Here is a 17,079-nt window from a genome sequence, read left to right on the forward strand (position 1 = left end):
TCGCTCACCCACACCCATAAAAACCACCCACCAACGCGGGGTGGAGCAGCCCGGTAGCTCGTCAGGCTCATAACCTGAAGGTCGTAGGTTCAAATCCTACCCCCGCATCCATACCCACAAAATCAGATACCGCCAGATAGCCATGGTCCTCCCGTGGGTTATTCTCCATTCCTTTGCATAGGTCGGTATAGGACGATTCCTCGGCGTTGCTGGAGATAGTGGTCTAGAGGTGTATCCACAACATAACGATGTTCCGGCAGGGATGAGGCGTTGCGGAAGTACAGGCTGTGGTTCTGCCAGATTGCCAAGCCTATGTGGAAGACATCCAGCCCTGCCAATGGGCTGTAAATACCGATAACATCGCCTGTTTTTACAATCCTGCGAACACCACCGGCCTGTAGATCGTCAAGAAAAGGGCGTGTGGGCAGATAGGTAATGTGGCGTCTTTTCACAGGAAGACCCGGCACATAACGATCCGTAGGCGGACTGGATGTATCATGCCCGTTATCCGGCGAAGGAAGTTTTAGGTTCAGTGTTTTCTCTACTGTTCGCGCATAGGGAAAACAGGGGCCAAGATCACGGCAGAGAACAGGCGCCCCATGTAGCCAGTCACTCAGGAAGTGCCGCCGTTCCCTAAAGCTGACATGATGGTGGCTGTATCGTGTGGCGATTAGTGCATGGATGAACTGTTCCACAGTAAGGCTCATGCTGGCAGCCAGAACAATTTCCACGAATGTCATGCAGTTTACACCCCGCCACGAAAGAACAAGCTCTTCTGGTGTGGTGGCAGAGCCAATGAGCGGCTGGGCCAGATAGGGCGTGCCCTTCATGGCCTGTGAGATCAGGACGATGCGCTCCTGCCGTGATCTGTGCGGAGCGATATGGATGAGCCGGGAAATCTGTTGGCGGGTCGTATCTGACAGAGCGCTGAGAGGTGGTGCGTCAGAAGGCATGACGGTAGGGGCGGTCTCGCAGTGATGGGACCGGTGCTCATGTCGTGTATGATGGGGCCCGGTTATCTTCGCCAGAGCCGGGCCTGAAAAAGTCAGGCCTCCCACACCAAGGCCGGTGAGGAAGGCCCGTCTTTTCATTTGGTTGTTGGAACGATACCCGTCAGACAAGGTAGCGTGCGCTCTGTTCTGCCATCATGAAGTGAATGCCAATGTCATTGCCATCCTGTAGCTCCCGGTAGAGATGCTGGACGGGGTTGCCGCCTTCATGAAAGGTTTCCTTCACATGGCCGACGAGGACCCGTAATCCACGGATATGATGGCGTCCTCCACAGACATGGCCGAGGTCACGCAGGCTCTGCAGAAGGTCTTTCGGGCGGAGCTGGCCGCACAGGGCGTTATCTGGCTGCTCATCTGGATAGGTCACACCCATGATGATGGTATGGAGTTTTTTATCCCGAACCAGTGGTGCGATGGCCTCCCAGAGCTCGTGCAGGTTTTGTGGTCCGTCAGGCTGATCGGCCTGTGTGTCGCCCATATAGAGGATAGCCCGCCCGTGATGCTGGATCAGAAAAGCCGTGGATGTTGTACTGGCATGGCTGAGCGGCCACGCTGTGATGGTCAGCCCACTGCCTTCAATGGTCTGGCTTTTGCCAGGGTGCATGTCTTTGTAGGTATATTTTCCAATATGGGGCTCCGGCCCTCTATCCCCCATGGCTCCCCAGACACGGCCATTGAAGAGATGGTCTGACAGGATGGCATTGGTCTGCGGCAGGGCGTAGATGGGTTTTGCTGTGTCCTCGGGAGAGGAAAGAACCAGCCCAGCCACGTGGTCGAGATGGGCATGGCTGATGAGATAAGCCCGGACAGTTTGCTTGAGCACATGACCGGCCCGGCCAAGGGCGGAATCGGGCATGATGGGAATGTCATTCAGGACACCTCGGGCCTCGGCCCGTTTCAGCCCGTGCCCCAGAGTGCCTGCATCGCAGATGACGGCCTCATTCGTGCCCAGAGGGCGGATCAGGTAGGAGGACAGATTGCCATCTGCAACACCACTCCGCACACCGAGGGCCACGATCTCGAAAACCGGGTTGCTGTCAGCAAAGGTGACAGGCGTTTCCCCAGCTCCAGCCCGGCTGGTTTTCAGTCGGTCACGGAGCGTTTTCAGGTGATGTAGAGGCATGGTTTTTCCCTCCCTGACGGTAAGGTGGTGGTGGAACGCCCGGCCACGAATATGGTTGAGCCGTTAAGGGGTCATCCGGTAATGAATGGGCATCATGTCTGGCAATTGTTCCAGTAATGATGAAACATTCCAAGGATACTCCTGCCTCGCCCGTGGGGGAAGGGGGAGGAAAAGGAGAAGATATGCGGTTTTTTCATCCCGTCATGATGAGGGCAGGCATGCTTGCGGCTCTGGCTGGTGTGATGGCCCTGAGCCATCCGGCAAAGGCAGAAGCCACCATGCCGGCACAGTGTGACAATGCCCGGTTTGTAAAGGATCAGGCAGGATACGCCCAGCAGTTTGCCCATCGGCAGGTGCCCTATGGGCAGCATCTGGACCTGCCAGAGCATGTCTGCGGAACCGTTGTGAAGGTCTTCCGGGCCCGTCGCAGCCGAAGCGGGATGCATGGTTATTTTCTGATGTCCGTTGCGGGCGGCCAGCCCATCCGTGTGGTGTCCAATCTGGATGAGATGAAGGCCCCGTCATGGCCATGGGTGAAGACCGGAGACCAGGTCGAGGTGCAGGGGCGGTATTATTATGATGGGCCTGGCCGTCAGGGGTTGGACTGGACCCATCATGGCACGGGCCGTCACTGGCCGTGGCCGGGCTATGTCAGCGTGAACGGTCAGCGTTACGATTGAAGACCGGCCCACCCCGGTGTCAGGCCGGGGTGAGTGTTCCTGCCCGTTTGCGGCCCTTTCTGTCTGATGGTGCCGCAGGCGCAGCGGAGATGGTGAAGGTCAGCTGGCCATCACGTGCCCCGATTTTGACGGTTCCCCCATCTGTCAGCCTGCCAAAGAGAATTTCCTCGGCCAATGGTTTCTTGATGTGGTTCTGGATCAGGCGGCCCAGCGGGCGGGCTCCATTCGTCCGGTCGTAACCCCGTTCAGCCAGCCATGCCCGGGCACCGGCGGTGAGGTGCAGGGAGACGTTTTTGGCCGCCAGCATGGTGGTCAGCTGGGCAAGGAATTTCTCTACGACGTGGGCCACCACAGCGGGTGTCAGCGGGGCGAAGGGGATGATGGCATCCAGCCGGTTACGGAATTCGGGTGAGAAAAGCCGCTTGATGGCTTCCTCGTCATCACCGGAGCGGGCAGTGCGTGCAAAGCCGATGGCTTCTTTGGAAAGATCACTGGCTCCGGCATTGCTGGTCATGATGAGAATGACATTGCGGAAATCCACCGTTTTGCCGGTATTGTCCGTCAGCTTGCCATGATCCATGACCTGAAGCAGGATGTTGAAAAGGTCTGGATGGGCTTTCTCAATCTCATCCAGTAGTAGGACGGCATGGGGTGTCTGGTCTATGGCGCTGGTCAGCAGGCCACCTTGTTCAAACCCTACATAGCCCGGTGGTGTACCGATCAGCCGGGAGATGGAATGAGCTTCCATATATTCCGACATGTCAAAACGGATTAGCTTGATCCCCAGGGATTGGGCGAGCTGCCGTGCTGCCTCCGTCTTGCCAACACCTGTTGGACCGGAGAAGAGATAGCTACCGATAGTTTTTTCCGTATCCCGCAGCCCGGCCCGGGAGAGCATGACAGCCGAAGAGAGCGCATCCAGTGCTTCATCCTGGCCGAAGACGGCCTTGCGGAGGTCGGCGGGCAGATGGCGGATGGAAGTCCTGTCATCTGCGGAGAGATGACGGGGAGGGATATGGGCAATGCGTGCCACAGTTGCTTCGATGTCTCGAACACCAACCGTGCGCCGTCTGCGGCTGCTGGGCAGGAGGCGGCAGGCGGCGCCGGCCTCATCGATGATGTCGATGGCTTTGTCAGGCAGTTTCCGGTCATGGATGTATCGGACCGACAGCTCCACAGCACTGCGGATGGCCGGGTCTGTGAAACGGATGTCGTGATGCTCCTCATACCGTTCCTTCAGGCCCCGCAGGATGCGGATCGTGTCGGTCTGTGAGGGTTCGGTGACATCAATCTTCTGGAAACGCCGTGTCAGGGCGTGGTCCTTCTCGAAATGCTGCCGATATTCCTGATAGGTGGTGGAGCCGATGCAATGCAGCTTCCCGGTTGCCAGAGCCGGTTTTAGCAGGTTGGAGGCATCCATGGAGCCATTGGTCGTGGCGCCCGCCCCGATGAGCATGTGGATTTCATCAATGAAGAGCAGGCTGCCCGGCTTCTGCTCCAGTTCGCTCATGATGGTCTTCAGGCGTTCTTCAAAATCGCCACGGTAGCGTGTACCGGCCAGCAGGGCACCGAGGTCCAAGCTGTACAGGCGGGCATCAGCCAGGATGGCGGGCACCTGGCCTTTCACGATTCTCTGGGCCAGCCCTTCGGCAATGGCGGTCTTGCCAACACCGGGATCACCAACCAGCAGGGGGTTGTTCTTTGTCCGGCGGCAGAGGATCTGGACAACCCGCTCCACTTCCTTTTCCCGACCGATGAGCGGGTCGATTCCATCACGGCGGGCCCGCTCGTTGAGGTCCGTGCAGTAGGTCTGGAGGGCCTCTTTCTGGTCGGCCTCGGCAGGTTCGCTGCTTTCTCCACCATCTTTGCGGGAGGCCCTGGTCCTGCGGCCGGTCTGGCCAGTCTGCGGCGGGATGTCTGCCACGTCGTCATGCCGCATGGCATGGATGGCATTCAGCCGTGTCAGGCCCCGCTGCTGGAGGAAGAAAACGGCGTGACTTTCTTTCTCGGCGAACATGGAGACCAGTACATGGGCTCCTGTCATGATGGCCTGGCCTGCACTCTGGATATGGACTGCCGCCCGCTGGATCACCCTCTGGAAGGCGGCTGTCGGCTGGGGGGCATCGTCCAGCTCGGGGCGGATGATGGCCTGCTGCTCATGCAGGAGAAAATGGTCGACATCCTGCCGGAGCAGCTCAAGGTCGATCCGGCATGCTGAAAAGATCGCCATGGCATCACGGTCATCACAGAGAGCAAAGAGGAGATGTTCCAGTGTGATGAATTCGTGGTGATTCTGACCCGCAAGGAGGAGCGCACGCTGAAGCGTCTGTTCAAGTGTGGAGGACAACATAGGCGCTCCTTGTGCCATGAAGGAATGTCAGAATGATGAAGCGGCGGTACAGAAATCTGTCAGGATATCAAGTGGCGATGGCCTCAGGCTTTCTCAAGGGTGCACTGGAGAGGGTGCTGGTTCTTCTGGGCAAGGTCCATGACCTGTCCGACCTTCGTTTCTGCAATTTCATAGGTGAAAATCCCGCAGACTCCGCTGCCCCGGTTGTGGACCTCCAGCATGATAGCCTGTGCTTCTGCGGGGGATTTGTCAAAGAACTGTTCCAGCACGAACACCACGAAATCCATGGGGGTGTAGTCATCATTCAGCAGGATGACATTGTACATGGAGGGGTAGGCGATATCCGTCTTGCGGGATGTCAGTGTGTCTTCCCGGGCAGCGTGGACAGGCAGGGCCATGCCGGTATCGTCTATGGCAGAGGCCATGGGAAGCCCATATGTCATGGCATGTGGCCTGTGCTGCATGGGGGACGCTCCTGAACTGGTTGGTAAATATGACTTATTTTCTTGTATCAGGAAAATGCACGAAGGGCATGGTGTGATGCTCTGACGGGATGGCGTTGGCCCCATCATGATACAGAGGCATATGGCGTTTTTCTGCCGGTCATGCTGCCTGCTGCCTTTCTGGTTCATAACAGGGTTGTGGTGAAAACGTTTTTTCAACTTTATGGGCCGGGAGGATATCTGGCATGTCTGGTGGAAAAATCTGGACATTCTCAGGTACTGAAGACTAGAGTTGCACGGTTTTTATGGATTCCAGACAAACTGGGGATGATTCCTTCTGATGCGCCCGTTTTTCAGTCGTACCCTGTTTTCGTGTGTGGTCGCCCTGGCTGCTTTCTCCGGTACGGCACGGGCGCAGTTTGCCGGACATGTATCGTCCCTGGTCATTGATGCCCGGACAGGAGCCGTCCTGTCCGAGTCGGATGCCGACCTCCAGCGTTATCCCGCTTCCCTGACAAAGATGATGACGCTGTACATGACCTTCCAGGCCCTGGAGCGGGGCAGCATCACCCTTCAGGACAGCATGCCGGTTTCCATCCATGCCTCCATGCAGGCCCCATCGAAACTGGGTATGCGCCCGGGGACGCATCTGGCGGTGGAGCAGGCCATTCTGGCCCTTGTCACCAAGTCTGCCAATGATGCGGCCTGCGTGCTGGGCGAGTACCTGGGGGGTGGGGATGAGACCCGCTTCGCCGCACTGATGACCTATCAGGCCCGGCGGCTCGGCATGGCCCATACGACATTTCGCAATGCCTCCGGCCTGCCCGACCCGGATCAGGTCACCACGGCCCGGGACCTGTCCGTGCTGGCACGGGCCCTGATGCGGGATTTCCCCCAGTATTACCATTATTTCGGCGTGCGTGAATTCCCGTTCCGCCGTCACATGATCCCCAACCACGACCCGCTCCTTGGGGTGTATCAGGGGGCAGATGGCTTCAAGACCGGTTATACCGATCTGGCAGGGCACAATCTTGTCAGCTCTGCCCAGCAGGGGCAGGTGCGGCTGATTGGCGTCGTGCTGGGGGCTTCCAGCAATGAAAGCCGGAACCAGACAATGATTTCCCTGCTGGATGATGGTTTTTCCGCTTCCGGGCAGGCCCCGCTGCCGCTGCTCAAGCAGCCGGGTCATTATTACGCCCTGGCCCGGCATGGTGGCAGCCGGGTGGCGCACCGTTCCCATCTGCGGCGGGGAGTCGTGCTGGTCACTTACCGGTCTCACGGCGCTCCACGGGGGCTGCATCATTCATGGGCCTCACGCCGGGGGCATCATCGCTCCTGAGGCTACAGCCGGAAGCCCCTCCGCCCCCATGGCCGGAGGGGCTTTTTTCTGTCTGGCAGGCTGTTCCGCTTCCGGCAGTTGAGGGGCGGTCACTTGGCCGTGTCTGAGAGGGTCTTGCACTGGGGCAGGGCAGGGCGCATTCTGCGGGCAGTTCCGACATCATGGTCGAGCCGACAGCACATCACAGAACAAGAACAGGGATTACGATACTTCATGTCTTCTCAGGACGGGCGCAGCATCCAGCATTACACGACGGACGATTTCAGGCATCTCAAGGCAGCCGGGCAGCTGGCCGCCGCCACGCTGGACATGATCACCGAGCATGTACGTCCCGGCATCACGACAGGTGAGCTGGACAGGATTGTACATGAATACACGCTGGAGCATGGCGCAACGCCAGCCCCGCTCAACTATCACGGTTTCCCGAAATCCTGCTGCATTTCCCTCAATCATGTTGTCTGCCACGGGATTCCCGGTGACAGACGCCTTCAGGAGGGGGACATCCTCAATATTGACGTCACTTCCATCCTGAATGGCTGGTATGGCGACACGTCCCGCATGTATGTCGTGGGCAAGCCGCCCCGCAAGGCCGAGAAGCTCATCGACCTGACCTATCAGGCGCTCATGCTGGGGATCGAGCAGGTGCGGCCCGGGGCCACGCTGGGCGATATCGGTCATGCCATCCAGAGCTTTGCGGAGAAGCACCGCCTTGGCGTGGTGCGGGATTTCTGCGGGCATGGGATTGGCCGCAACTTCCATGAGGCGCCAAGCGTCCTGCATTATGGCCGGCCCGGCCAGGGTACGATACTGAAAGCGGGCATGGTCTTCACCATCGAGCCGATGCTCAATCTTGGCCGCCCGGACGTGAAAGTGCTGGCCGATGACTGGACGGCCGTGACACGGGACCGCTCCCTGTCCGCCCAGTTCGAGCATCAGCTGGGTGTGACGGAAGACGGGTATGAAATCTTCACCCTGTCGCCCCGTGGTTATACGAAACCGCCTTACGCCCTCTGAAATCTGTTTCGTGGACAAGGAAGCCCGTCATGATGGCATTGCGTAAACTGGCTGCCCGGCTGGCTCTGGGGAGCATGGTGCTGGGCAGCGTGGCCCTGTCCCAGGCCGAGACGCTGAGTGCAGCACATGACCCGCTGGCCTATGGGCCGGACACCACCCGCCCCGGCACGCTGGTGAAGGGGGAGGCGGGCATGGTCGTCTCTGCCCAGCATCTGGCCTCCGAGGCAGGGGCACGGATTCTGCGTGAGGGCGGCAATGCCGCCGATGCTGCCGTGGCCGTCGGTTATGCGCTGGCCGTGGTCTATCCAGCGGCGGGCAATCTGGGCGGTGGCGGCTTCATGACACTGCGCCCCCCGCATGGTCCTGCGGTATTCATCGACTTCCGGGAACATGCACCCCTGCGTTCCCAGCCTGCCATGTATCTGGATGAAGAAGGCCGGGTGAAACCGGGTCTTTCCACGGTGGGCTGGAAAGCCGTGGCCGTACCGGGGACGGTCGCCGGGCTGGAGGCCGTGCGGAAGCGCTGGGGACGGCTGAGTCGGGCGAAGGACATGGCCCCGGCCATCGCCCTGGCCCGGGACGGTTTCGTTCTGGAGGAAGGTGACGTGGAGCTTCTGCACACGTCCACCGACTATTTCCGGCAGGATGAGTATGCCCGTAGCATTTTCCTGCGGCCTGACGGGACGGAGCTGGCCGTGGGGGACAGGCTGGTCCAGCCCGGTCTGGCCCGGTCGCTGGAACTGATCGCCAGGGATGGCAGGGGCGCCTTTTATCGTGGCCCCATAGCCTCGGAAATCCTCCGGGCCTCCCGTCTGGGTGGCGGCTTCCTGACGGAAGCGGATTTTCGTGCCTATAAGCCACGCTTCATGGAGCCGGTCACCTGCCAGTATCGTGGCTATCAGATCGAGACGGCACCTCCGCCAAGCGGTGGTGGCGTGGCCCTGTGCGAGGTGCTGAACATTCTGTCCGGGTATGACATGGGTCGCCTTGGCCTGCACAGTGCGCCTGCCGTCCAGCTGGAGCTGGAGGCCATGCGTCATGCCTATTCCGACAGGCGGGACCTTGGTGATCCGGCCTTTGTCGTCAATCCGGTTTCCTATTTCCTCAACCCCACTTACGCCGGGCAGATACGGGCCGCCCTGCCCAGGGACAGGGCCGTGCCATCCGATACGCTTCAGGTCGGGCGTCCGGCCCCCGGCAGGAGCGTGCCGACTTCCGGCCCGGCCGTGGAGAAGCACGAGACGACCCATTTTTCCACGATCGATTCCCATGGCATGGCGGTGTCCACCACCTATACGCTCAATGGCTGGTTTGGAGCGGGCGTCATGGGGGGGCGCACCGGCATCTGGATGAATGACGAGATGGACGATTTCTCCATCAAGCCGGGAGAGCCGAACATGTTCGGCATTGTCGGTTCTGTGGCCAATGCCATTGCGCCGGGCAAGACGCCCCTGTCATCCATGTCCCCGACGATCGTGAGCCGGAACGGGCATGTCGTGATGGTCACAGGCAGCCCCGGTGGCTCCCGCATTCCTACCATCGTGCTGTCCAGCCTGCTGGGCGTGGTGGATTATGGGCTGGACCTGGCACAGGCGGTCGATCTGCCCCGCCTGCATGAGCAATGGAAGCCCGATGATGTGGAGATGGAGACGGGCGCCCTGAGTCCGGACGTGCAGAAGACGCTGGAACAGGAAGGGTACCATTTCATCCCCCATCGTCCGTGGGGCATCACGGAGGCGATTCTGGTCGGGGGGCCCCGGCTGGATGGTCAGGACCCGGCCCGGAAGGGGATCGGCCCGTTCTATGGCGTGGCGGACCCCCGGCATCCCGGTGGTGCGGCTGTCGCCCCCTGAAAGGGCATGGGGTGTGGTGGAAAGTAAGGGCTTGCCTGCCCCCCCTGTTCCTGTGCTAGAAGCCCGCTTGGGAGATCGGCCCCGGGCGGCTGACCTGCGAACCCGGTCAGGCCCGGAAGGGAGCAGCCGTAGTGGGCTCGTGTCGGGTCGGGTGTCCGGTCTCCTTGCGATTGCCGTGCAGGCCCGTGTGCCTCCGGGGCGTCCTTTCCAGACGATGAAAGCTGTGGGAGGCACGTTGCAGCCGTGAGCGAAGAAGACATTCCCCTCCCACCCGAAGGCGGAGCCGGTTTTTTCTCCGATGCTGCCCCAGTGGATGCCGTTCCTTCGGAACAGAAGGCACCCTACCGTGTTCTGGCCCGCAAATACCGTCCCCAGACATTCGATGACCTGATCGGTCAGGAGAGCCTCGTCCGCATCCTGCGCCGGGCCTTTGCCGTGGGCCGTGTGGCCCATGCCTTCATGCTGACAGGGGTGCGGGGCGTGGGCAAAACCACCACGGCCCGGATCATCGCCCGTGCCCTGAACTGCACCGGCGTGGATGGCAGGGGTGGCCCGACGGCTGATCCCTGCGGTGTCTGCCCCAACTGCAAGGCCATTCTGGCAGACCGTCATCCTGATGTGCTGGAGATGGATGCTGCCTCCCGCACGGGCGTGGATGATGTGCGGGAGATCATCGAGGCCGCCCGGTTCCGCCCCATGCAGGCCCGCATGAAGGTCTTCGTGATTGACGAAGTGCACATGCTGTCCCGCAATGCCTTCAATGCGCTGCTGAAGACGCTGGAGGAACCTCCGGCACAGGTCACCTTCATCTTTGCCACGACCGAACTGCGGAAGGTGCCTGTCACGGTGCTGTCCCGCTGCCAGCGTTTCGACCTCCAGCGTGTGCCGCAGGCCATGCTGGCCGAGCATTTTGCCCGCATCGCCCGCAAGGAGGGGGCGGAGCTGGAAGAGGGGGCTTTGGCCCTCATTGCCAGAGCCGCTGACGGTTCCGTGCGTGACGGCCTGTCCCTGCTGGATCAGGCCATCGCACAGGGAGCGTCCGATACGGCCAGCGTGGCGGACATGCTGGGGCTGGCGGACCGTGGCATGGTGTTCGACCTGCTGGAGGCCGCCCTGCACGGGCAGGTGGCGCCCGTGCTGGAGATTGCCGGGCGGGCTTATGCCCGTGGGGCTGATCTGGGCGTCCTGCTGACGGACCTGATGGACGTGCTGCACCTTCTCTCCCGCATCAAGGCCCTGCCGGAACTGCGTGACGGCCCAGAACTGCCGGAAATGGAGAAGGTCCGTGGCGGGGTGATCGTGGATCATGTGGGGGTCACGGTTCTGGGGCGGGCCTGGCAGCTGCTCCTGAAGGGGCTGGCCGAGGTGGAAGCCGCTCCGGACCGGCAGCAGGCAGCCGAGATGGTGCTGATCCGTCTCTGTCATGCCAGTCTCCTGCCCACGCCGGACAGGCTGATCCGGCAGATGCAGGAGGCATCGTCTTCCGGTGCCATCCAGACCGAGGGACGGTCCGGTCCGCAGGGAAATGCCGCTTCATCTGCCGCTCATGGCGGGGGGACGGCTCCAGCAGGGGGCGTGTCCTCATCCGTGTCCCGGTCTTCCGTTCCCCGGGGGCAGGAGGGAAGTGGGCCTTCAGCTTTCGTGCAGGGGGCTGGGACGATGGCCGGGGGGAGTGATGTGGTCCGTCAGGGCAGTACCGTCCTGAAGCCGCAGCTGGACGGGCCTGCTCCGGAACCGGTCCCTGCGAGGCAGCCCCTGCGTCTGGCCACGGAGAATGGCACAGCCGTGTCGGCCCGTGATGAAGGGCCGGGGCCGGATGATGGCGGTGCGGGCGAGGCCATTCCGCCCATGCCCCGAAGCTGGCGGGAGCTGGTTGCGCTTGTGGGGCAGCAGAAGGAAGCCCGTCTCCACGGAACGCTGCGGCATCTGGGGCATGTCGTGGAGTTCGAGCCGCCCCGTCTCGTGCTCCGTCTGGCTGAAAATGACCGGGATCAGAAGCGGCAGGCCTTCCGTGCCCTGACAGCCCTGCTGGACAGGCTCTATCCCGGCCGCTGGCAGGTGGTTGCCTCCGAAGAACAGGGTGAGGCGACGCTGGACGAGCAGGGGGCAGAAATCATCGCCCTGCATCAGGACAAGGCCAGGCAGCATCCGCTGGTCCGGGCCATCATGCAGCGGTTTCCGCATGCCCAGATTGGTGAGGTGCGGGATCATACTCTGGATGATTACGGCCTGCCGCCGGAGACGGTGGTGCCTTTGGGGGAAGACGTGCCGCCTGATTTTGAATTTGCCCCGCCGGATGCCGATTACCCTGATGAGGATGAGTTTTACTGAGCCGTCAGAGGTCACCATGGCCCCGGCCCAGTTCTGTAACCAAGGAGTGACGTGATGAAAAATCTTGCTGGCATGATGAAGCAGGCCACACAGATGCAGGCCCGCATGAAAGAGGTTCAGGCCAGGCTGGAGAGTGCGGAGGTTGACGGTGAGGCCGGCAACGGGCTGGTACGGCTGACCCTGACGGGCAAGGGGGCGCTCAAGTCCATCACGATCGACCCCAAACTGGCTGATCCGGAAGACATGGAGACCATGCAGGACCTGATCGTCGCTGCCTTTGCCGATGCCCGCAGCAAAACGGAAGCCATGAGCCGGGAGGAGATGAAGAAGGTCACCGGTGGTCTCCAGCTGCCGCCGGGCATGGACCTGCCTTTCTGAAAGCCGGAGCGAGGATGAGGGTCTGACGTGCGCATAAGCCCCGAAATCGAAACCCTGATGTCCCGTCTGGCCCGTCTGCCCGGCCTTGGCCCCCGTTCGGCCCGTCGGGCGGCTCTGGCGCTCCTCCAGGCACCAGAGGCACGTCTCCAGCCCCTGATTGCTGCCATGCAGGCGGCGGCACAGTCGATCCATACCTGCCCGCAATGCGGCAACCTGGACAGCTGTACACCCTGTTCGCTCTGTGCAGACCCCCAGCGTGATCCATCAGTCATCTGTGTGGTGGAGAGTGTTGGTGACCTCTGGGCGCTGGAGCGGTCCGGAATGCATCGGGGGCGGTATCAGGTACTGGGTGGTGTGCTGTCGGCCCTTTCAGGCTGTGGGCCGGAAGACCTCAATCTGACGGGCCTCATGGAGCGTGTGCAGTCAGGCGAGGTGGAAGAGGTCATTCTTGCCCTTGGAGCCACGGTGGATGGTGCGACCACGGCCCATTGGTTGCAGGAAAAACTGGCCCCTCACAAGGTGGCGGTGAGCCGTCTGGGTCACGGCATGCCGATGGGAGGAGCGCTGGATGTGCTGGATGAAGGCACGCTGGCGGCCGCCATGTCATCCCGGAAGGTTCTGTGAGCATGTTTGGTCTGTCGCCCCATATGCCCCGTGTTGCGCTGGTAACGGGGGGAGCCCGTCGCCTCGGCCGGGCGATGGTGGAGATGCTGGCTCGGGAAGGCTTTGCCGTGGCCATCCATTGCCGCCACAGCCGTGATGAGGCCGAGGCCCTGCTGCGGCAGATTGATGGTCGTGGCTGTGTCGTGCAGGCTGATCTGGCGGAGGAGGCTACTCTGCTGCCCCTGTTGGCGGAGGTTGAGGCCAGGCTGGGGCCGGTTGGCGTTCTCATCAACAATGCGTCCGTTTTTGAACGGGATGAACTGGGCGGCGTGACCCGTGAAAGCTGGGATGCACATATGGAGCCGAACCTGCGTGCTCCGTTTGTTCTGTCCCAGGCTATGGCCGTTTCCTTGCCGGACGGAGCGGAGGGGCTGATCCTCAACATGCTGGACCAGCGTGTCTGGAATCTGACGCCTCATTTTGTCAGCTATACCGTATCCCGCTCTGCCTTATGGAGCCTGACCCGCAGCATGGCTCTGGGGCTGGCACCCCGCATTCGGGTGAATGCCATCGGGCCGGGGCCTGTCCTGCCTGCCGCAGGCCAGTCTCTGGACCATTTCGAGAGCATGTGCCGCAGCACACCCCTTCAGCGGGGTGCGGGTCCGGATGAAATTGCTGCCATTGCCCGCATGTTCCTGATGCTGCCATCTGTCACGGGACAGATGCTGGCACCTGATGGCGGGCAACATCTGAACTGGTCGCCTGCGGCGTCCTGATCTCAAGGGCCGCCTTTTTGTAGCGTTCAACAAGATAGGAAAAACCACGCTGATCCACCCTGCGGTGGAGGATGGCCCGGTTTTCCAGCACGACGCCTGCGGGCAGCCCTGTGAAGCGGCTTCCAAGACGCTGCCGGGAAAAGATGGTCTCACCAACGGCCTGGCCGAAAGGCACATGGCTTCCGGCCAGTTTCCGGCGGGCGTCTGGCGTCAGACGGTCGGGCAGGTATAGATTCCATGCCTCTGACCATACTGCCCGCCCGCAGAGAAGCTGGACGTGCCGGACGACCAGTCGTGTTGTTGGGGAGGCCTGCAGGGCCTGTCTGGCGTCCCGCTGGAGGGCAGGGGGCGCCGCTCTGTCCAGAAGATGGGCTGTAATGGGGCGGGGGCAGTGCTGTTGCAGGGTGGCTGTGGCACTGGCCCGTTGGTCCAGCTCGTGTGCGAGGGCCTCTGCTGTCGCTGGGCGGGGAGCTGCGGCATGGGCCTGCACAATGCCGGCCATGCAGGTGCCAATCCCCAGACAGAAAAGCCGCACCCGGGTGGGGGTGCGGCTCCTGCATGGGAAGAACAGGGAGAGCCCTTTATGAATCGTCCCGGTCATCCTTGTCGGTCGAGACCTCGATATCCTGGCTGATGTCATCATCGTCATCCAGATCATCATCACCGGAGATGACATCGTCATCATCGCCAGTGTCGATGTCCATATCATCCTCGTGCTCTTCCTGGGCGAGATTCTTGTCCTTCTCGTCGGCCAGCTCGTCCTCTTTCTTCAGGCGGGAGAGGTTTCCGGGCTGGGTTGTCCCACATTTCGGGCAGACAGCCGGTACGCGGTTGAGATCATAGAAGCGTGCATTGCAGTCAACGCATGTCCGTTTCAGACCGAGTTCTGGTTTTGCCATAATGCTGGAGCCCATGTTGCCACAAAAGAGAAGTGACTGGGCCATGCCACCGAAATGTCCCGCTGTCAAATATTTCTCCATGTGGTGGCAGAAGAGGCGGAGCTCTGCCTCGGGGTCCGTTCCTGCTGGCAGAATTGCCGCATGGGGGGACAGACTTTTCCAGATGGATGGAGTAGTCTGGTCCTATTGGATGATCCCACCCTTGATGATGTGAAGCAGGATTATGACAGCACAGCGTCCCTTGAAAGTCTCCTCTGCCCCGGCTGGGCTGGCCGGGCGGGTCCGTGTTCCCGGAGACAAGTCCATCAGCCATCGTGCGCTCATGTTCGCCGCCCTTGCCGAAGGGCGGACCCATATTTCCGGCCTGCTGGAAGGTGAGGACGTGCTGCGTACGGCAGAGGCCATGCGTGCCCTCGGGGCAAAGGTCGTCCGGGAAGAGGGCCGCTGGATTGTCGATGGCTGTGGTGTGGATGGGCTGAAAGAGCCTGCCGATGTGCTGGACATGGGCAATTCCGGTACGGCAGCCCGGTTGCTCAGTGGTGTTCTGGCGACGCATCCCTTCATGAGCATCATGACGGGTGATGCCTCCCTCCGCAGCCGCCCGATGGGGCGTGTCAGCGTTCCGCTGGGTGAGATGGGGGCACGATTCGTGACCCGTGCGGGCCAGAAGCTGCCCATGGCCGTGGAAGGAACGGGCAAGGGGAAACCGCTGCATTACCGCCTGCCGGTGGCCTCGGCACAGGTGAAATCCGCCATCCTTTTGGCAGGGCTGAACTGCGAGGGGGAAACGGTGGTGGAAGAGCCGGCCCCGACCCGGGATCATACCGAGAACATGCTGCGTCATTTCGGCACGGAGGTGAAGGTCGAGGAGCTGCCCGGAGCCGGACGGCGCATCACGCTGAAAGGCCCGGCCCGCCTCGTGGCGCAGGACGTGCTGGTGCCGGGGGACCCGTCATCAGCGGCTTTCCCCGTCGTGGCGGCCCTGCTGGTGCCGGGTTCGGAGATTGTCGTGGAGGCAGTGGGCCAGAATCCACTGCGGACCGGCCTGTTCAAAACCCTGAAGGAAATGGGGGCGTCCCTGGAGGTCCGTGATGAGCGGATTGAAGGGGGGGAGGTCATCGGAGACCTGCATGTTCGTGCGGGGCGGCTGAAGGCGGTGGATGTTCCAGCTGTGCGGGTACCCTCCATGATTGATGAATATCCGGTTCTGGCCGTGGCCTGTGCGTTTGCGGAGGGTACATCCCGCCTGCGGGGCCTTGCCGAGCTGCGGGTGAAGGAGAGTGACCGCTTGGCCGCCACCGTGGCGCTGCTGGAGGCCAATGGGGCGAAGGTGCATGTCGAAGGAGATGATCTGATCATCGAGGGGCAGAAAACCCTGCCTGGTGGTGGGAAGGTCCAGACCCACATGGATCACCGTCTGGCCATGAGCGCCACCGTGCTGGGGCTGGTGGCTGAGAAGCCGGTCCATATTGATGATACGGCCTTCATCGAGACCAGCTTTCCCGGTTTCGTATCCCTGATGAATGGTCTTGGTGCGGGGCTGGAGGCATGAGCCGGCGGGGCATGAAATATCCGGTCATCGCCATTGATGGCCCCGCCGCCGCAGGCAAGGGCACGCTCGCCCGCCAGCTGGCGGACACGCTGGAGCTGCCTTATCTGGATACGGGGCTGCTGTATCGGGCCGTGGCCCGCCGGGTGCTGGACCAGGGGGGCGATCCGGCTCATGACGGGCCGGAGCAGGCCCGTCAGCTCGTGCCGGAGGACATGCGCCGGACCGACCTGCGGGAGCCGGAGGTGGACCGGGCGGCCTCCGCCGTGGCCCGGCACCCGGAGGTCCGGGAAGCTCTGCTGGAGCGGCAGCGTCATTTCGGGCGGGCCCGGGGTGCCGTGGTGGATGGTCGTGATATCGGGACGGTCGTGTTTCCTGATGCCACCGCCAAATTCTTCATTACGGCCTCGGCAGAGGTCCGGGCCCAGCGGCGTTATGTGCAGCGGCATGGTCAGCCATGCACGTCTCCGGCCCAGCTGGCTGAGGAAGTGGCGGCCATCAATGCACGGGATCAGCAGGACGCCTCCCGCGAGACGGCACCGTTGCGCCCGGCCGAGGATGCCGTGCAGATTGTAACGGATGATCTGGATGCAGCCGACGTGCTGGACCGTGTCTGCCAGATTCTGCAGGAAAAGGGCATCATCCGGCGCTGATTCATATCTTCGCTGTTGACAGTCCCCCCCTTATGCGTGTTGGTGAGGGGGTATGACGCCGCACAGCCCGTGGTGTCA

General features: G+C 61.7%; 16 protein-coding genes, 1 tRNA gene and 1 other RNA gene. 12 read left to right on the forward strand and 6 right to left on the reverse strand.

Annotation, left to right across the window (positions count from 1 at the left end):
- Positions 1-34: 34 nt before the first annotated feature.
- Positions 35-111 (forward strand) — tRNA-Met (locus DTJ15_RS05485).
- A 47-nt stretch (positions 112-158) separates the two neighbouring features.
- Here the strand turns inward: DTJ15_RS05485 and DTJ15_RS05490 are convergent.
- Positions 159-953 carry an N-acetylmuramoyl-L-alanine amidase-like domain-containing protein gene (locus DTJ15_RS05490; protein ID WP_249109628.1) on the reverse strand — a complete coding sequence of 265 codons (795 nt, stop codon included), beginning with the start codon at positions 951-953 and terminating at the stop codon, positions 159-161.
- Positions 954-1,113: 160 nt separating this feature from the next.
- Positions 1,114-2,133 carry an MBL fold metallo-hydrolase gene (locus tag DTJ15_RS05495; protein ID WP_249109629.1) on the reverse strand — a complete coding sequence of 340 codons (1,020 nt, stop codon included), beginning with the start codon at positions 2,131-2,133 and terminating at the stop codon, positions 1,114-1,116.
- A gap of 182 nt (positions 2,134-2,315) precedes the next feature.
- On the opposite strand from DTJ15_RS05495, the gene DTJ15_RS05500 reads away from it, so the two are divergent.
- Complete coding sequence (locus DTJ15_RS05500; RefSeq protein ID WP_154981118.1) at positions 2,316-2,813, forward strand: DUF3465 domain-containing protein; 498 nt, start codon at positions 2,316-2,318, stop codon at positions 2,811-2,813.
- 19 nt (positions 2,814-2,832) lie between these two features.
- Here the strand turns inward: DTJ15_RS05500 and clpA are convergent, their stop codons facing one another.
- Both clpA and clpS read right to left on the reverse strand, forming a co-directional pair.
- The gene (gene clpA, locus DTJ15_RS05505; protein WP_249109631.1) at positions 2,833-5,163 is read right to left on the reverse strand and encodes an ATP-dependent Clp protease ATP-binding subunit ClpA; all 2,331 of its coding nucleotides are present in this window, start codon (positions 5,161-5,163) and stop codon (positions 2,833-2,835) included.
- Between the two features lie 83 nt (positions 5,164-5,246).
- On the reverse strand, positions 5,247-5,627 hold the full coding sequence (gene clpS, locus DTJ15_RS05510; RefSeq protein WP_227431527.1) for an ATP-dependent Clp protease adapter ClpS: 381 nt from the start codon (positions 5,625-5,627) through the stop codon (positions 5,247-5,249).
- 319 nt (positions 5,628-5,946) lie between these two features.
- Between clpS and DTJ15_RS05515 the strand changes: the two genes are divergently transcribed.
- From DTJ15_RS05515 to DTJ15_RS05550, 8 genes are all read left to right on the forward strand, one after another.
- Positions 5,947-6,945 (forward strand): D-alanyl-D-alanine carboxypeptidase family protein, encoded by a 999-nt coding sequence (locus tag DTJ15_RS05515; protein WP_052348884.1) that lies wholly within the window; start codon positions 5,947-5,949, stop codon positions 6,943-6,945.
- Between the two features lie 213 nt (positions 6,946-7,158).
- Positions 7,159-7,959 (forward strand): type I methionyl aminopeptidase, encoded by an 801-nt coding sequence (gene map, locus DTJ15_RS05520; protein ID WP_043557966.1) that lies wholly within the window; start codon positions 7,159-7,161, stop codon positions 7,957-7,959.
- Positions 7,960-7,988: 29 nt separating this feature from the next.
- Positions 7,989-9,812: a gamma-glutamyltransferase gene (ggt, locus tag DTJ15_RS05525; protein ID WP_408902172.1), complete on the forward strand. Its 1,824-nt coding sequence runs from the start codon at positions 7,989-7,991 to the stop codon at positions 9,810-9,812.
- 70 nt (positions 9,813-9,882) lie between these two features.
- Positions 9,883-9,979, forward strand: an RNA gene (gene ffs / locus DTJ15_RS05530) — signal recognition particle sRNA small type.
- A gap of 76 nt (positions 9,980-10,055) precedes the next feature.
- Entirely contained in the window at positions 10,056-12,143 is a 2,088-nt protein-coding gene (locus tag DTJ15_RS05535) for a DNA polymerase III subunit gamma/tau (protein WP_249109633.1), read from the forward strand.
- A 54-nt stretch (positions 12,144-12,197) separates the two neighbouring features.
- Positions 12,198-12,521: a YbaB/EbfC family nucleoid-associated protein gene (locus DTJ15_RS05540; RefSeq protein WP_043557969.1), complete on the forward strand. Its 324-nt coding sequence runs from the start codon at positions 12,198-12,200 to the stop codon at positions 12,519-12,521.
- 57 nt (positions 12,522-12,578) lie between these two features.
- Positions 12,579-13,145, forward strand: coding sequence for a recombination mediator RecR (recR, locus tag DTJ15_RS05545; RefSeq protein ID WP_043557970.1), 567 nt, complete (start codon positions 12,579-12,581; stop codon positions 13,143-13,145).
- Between the two features lie 2 nt (positions 13,146-13,147).
- On the forward strand, positions 13,148-13,900 hold the full coding sequence (locus DTJ15_RS05550; RefSeq protein WP_249109724.1) for an SDR family oxidoreductase: 753 nt from the start codon (positions 13,148-13,150) through the stop codon (positions 13,898-13,900).
- Here DTJ15_RS05550 and DTJ15_RS05555 read toward each other — a convergent pair.
- Together DTJ15_RS05555 and DTJ15_RS05560 are read right to left on the reverse strand one after the other, a co-directional pair.
- The gene (locus tag DTJ15_RS05555) at positions 13,836-14,402 is read right to left on the reverse strand and encodes a hypothetical protein (RefSeq protein ID WP_249109634.1); all 567 of its coding nucleotides are present in this window, start codon (positions 14,400-14,402) and stop codon (positions 13,836-13,838) included. The two genes, DTJ15_RS05550 and DTJ15_RS05555, sit on opposite strands and share 65 nt — an antisense overlap.
- A gap of 79 nt (positions 14,403-14,481) precedes the next feature.
- Positions 14,482-14,799 carry a TIGR02300 family protein gene (locus DTJ15_RS05560; RefSeq protein ID WP_043558425.1) on the reverse strand — a complete coding sequence of 106 codons (318 nt, stop codon included), beginning with the start codon at positions 14,797-14,799 and terminating at the stop codon, positions 14,482-14,484.
- 223 nt (positions 14,800-15,022) lie between these two features.
- On the opposite strand from DTJ15_RS05560, the gene aroA reads away from it, so the two are divergent.
- Together aroA and DTJ15_RS05570 are read left to right on the forward strand one after the other, a co-directional pair.
- Positions 15,023-16,351, forward strand: a complete 1,329-nt coding sequence (gene aroA / locus DTJ15_RS05565; RefSeq protein ID WP_249109636.1) for a 3-phosphoshikimate 1-carboxyvinyltransferase — start codon at positions 15,023-15,025, stop codon at positions 16,349-16,351.
- Positions 16,348-17,001 (forward strand): d(CMP) kinase, encoded by a 654-nt coding sequence (locus tag DTJ15_RS05570; RefSeq protein WP_181005183.1) that lies wholly within the window; start codon positions 16,348-16,350, stop codon positions 16,999-17,001. Before aroA ends, DTJ15_RS05570 begins: the two co-directional genes overlap by 4 nt.
- Positions 17,002-17,079: the final 78 nt, after the last annotated feature.

The organism is Parasaccharibacter sp. TMW 2.1891, from assembly GCF_023337675.1.
Lineage (GTDB): Bacteria > Pseudomonadota > Alphaproteobacteria > Acetobacterales > Acetobacteraceae > Bombella > Bombella apis.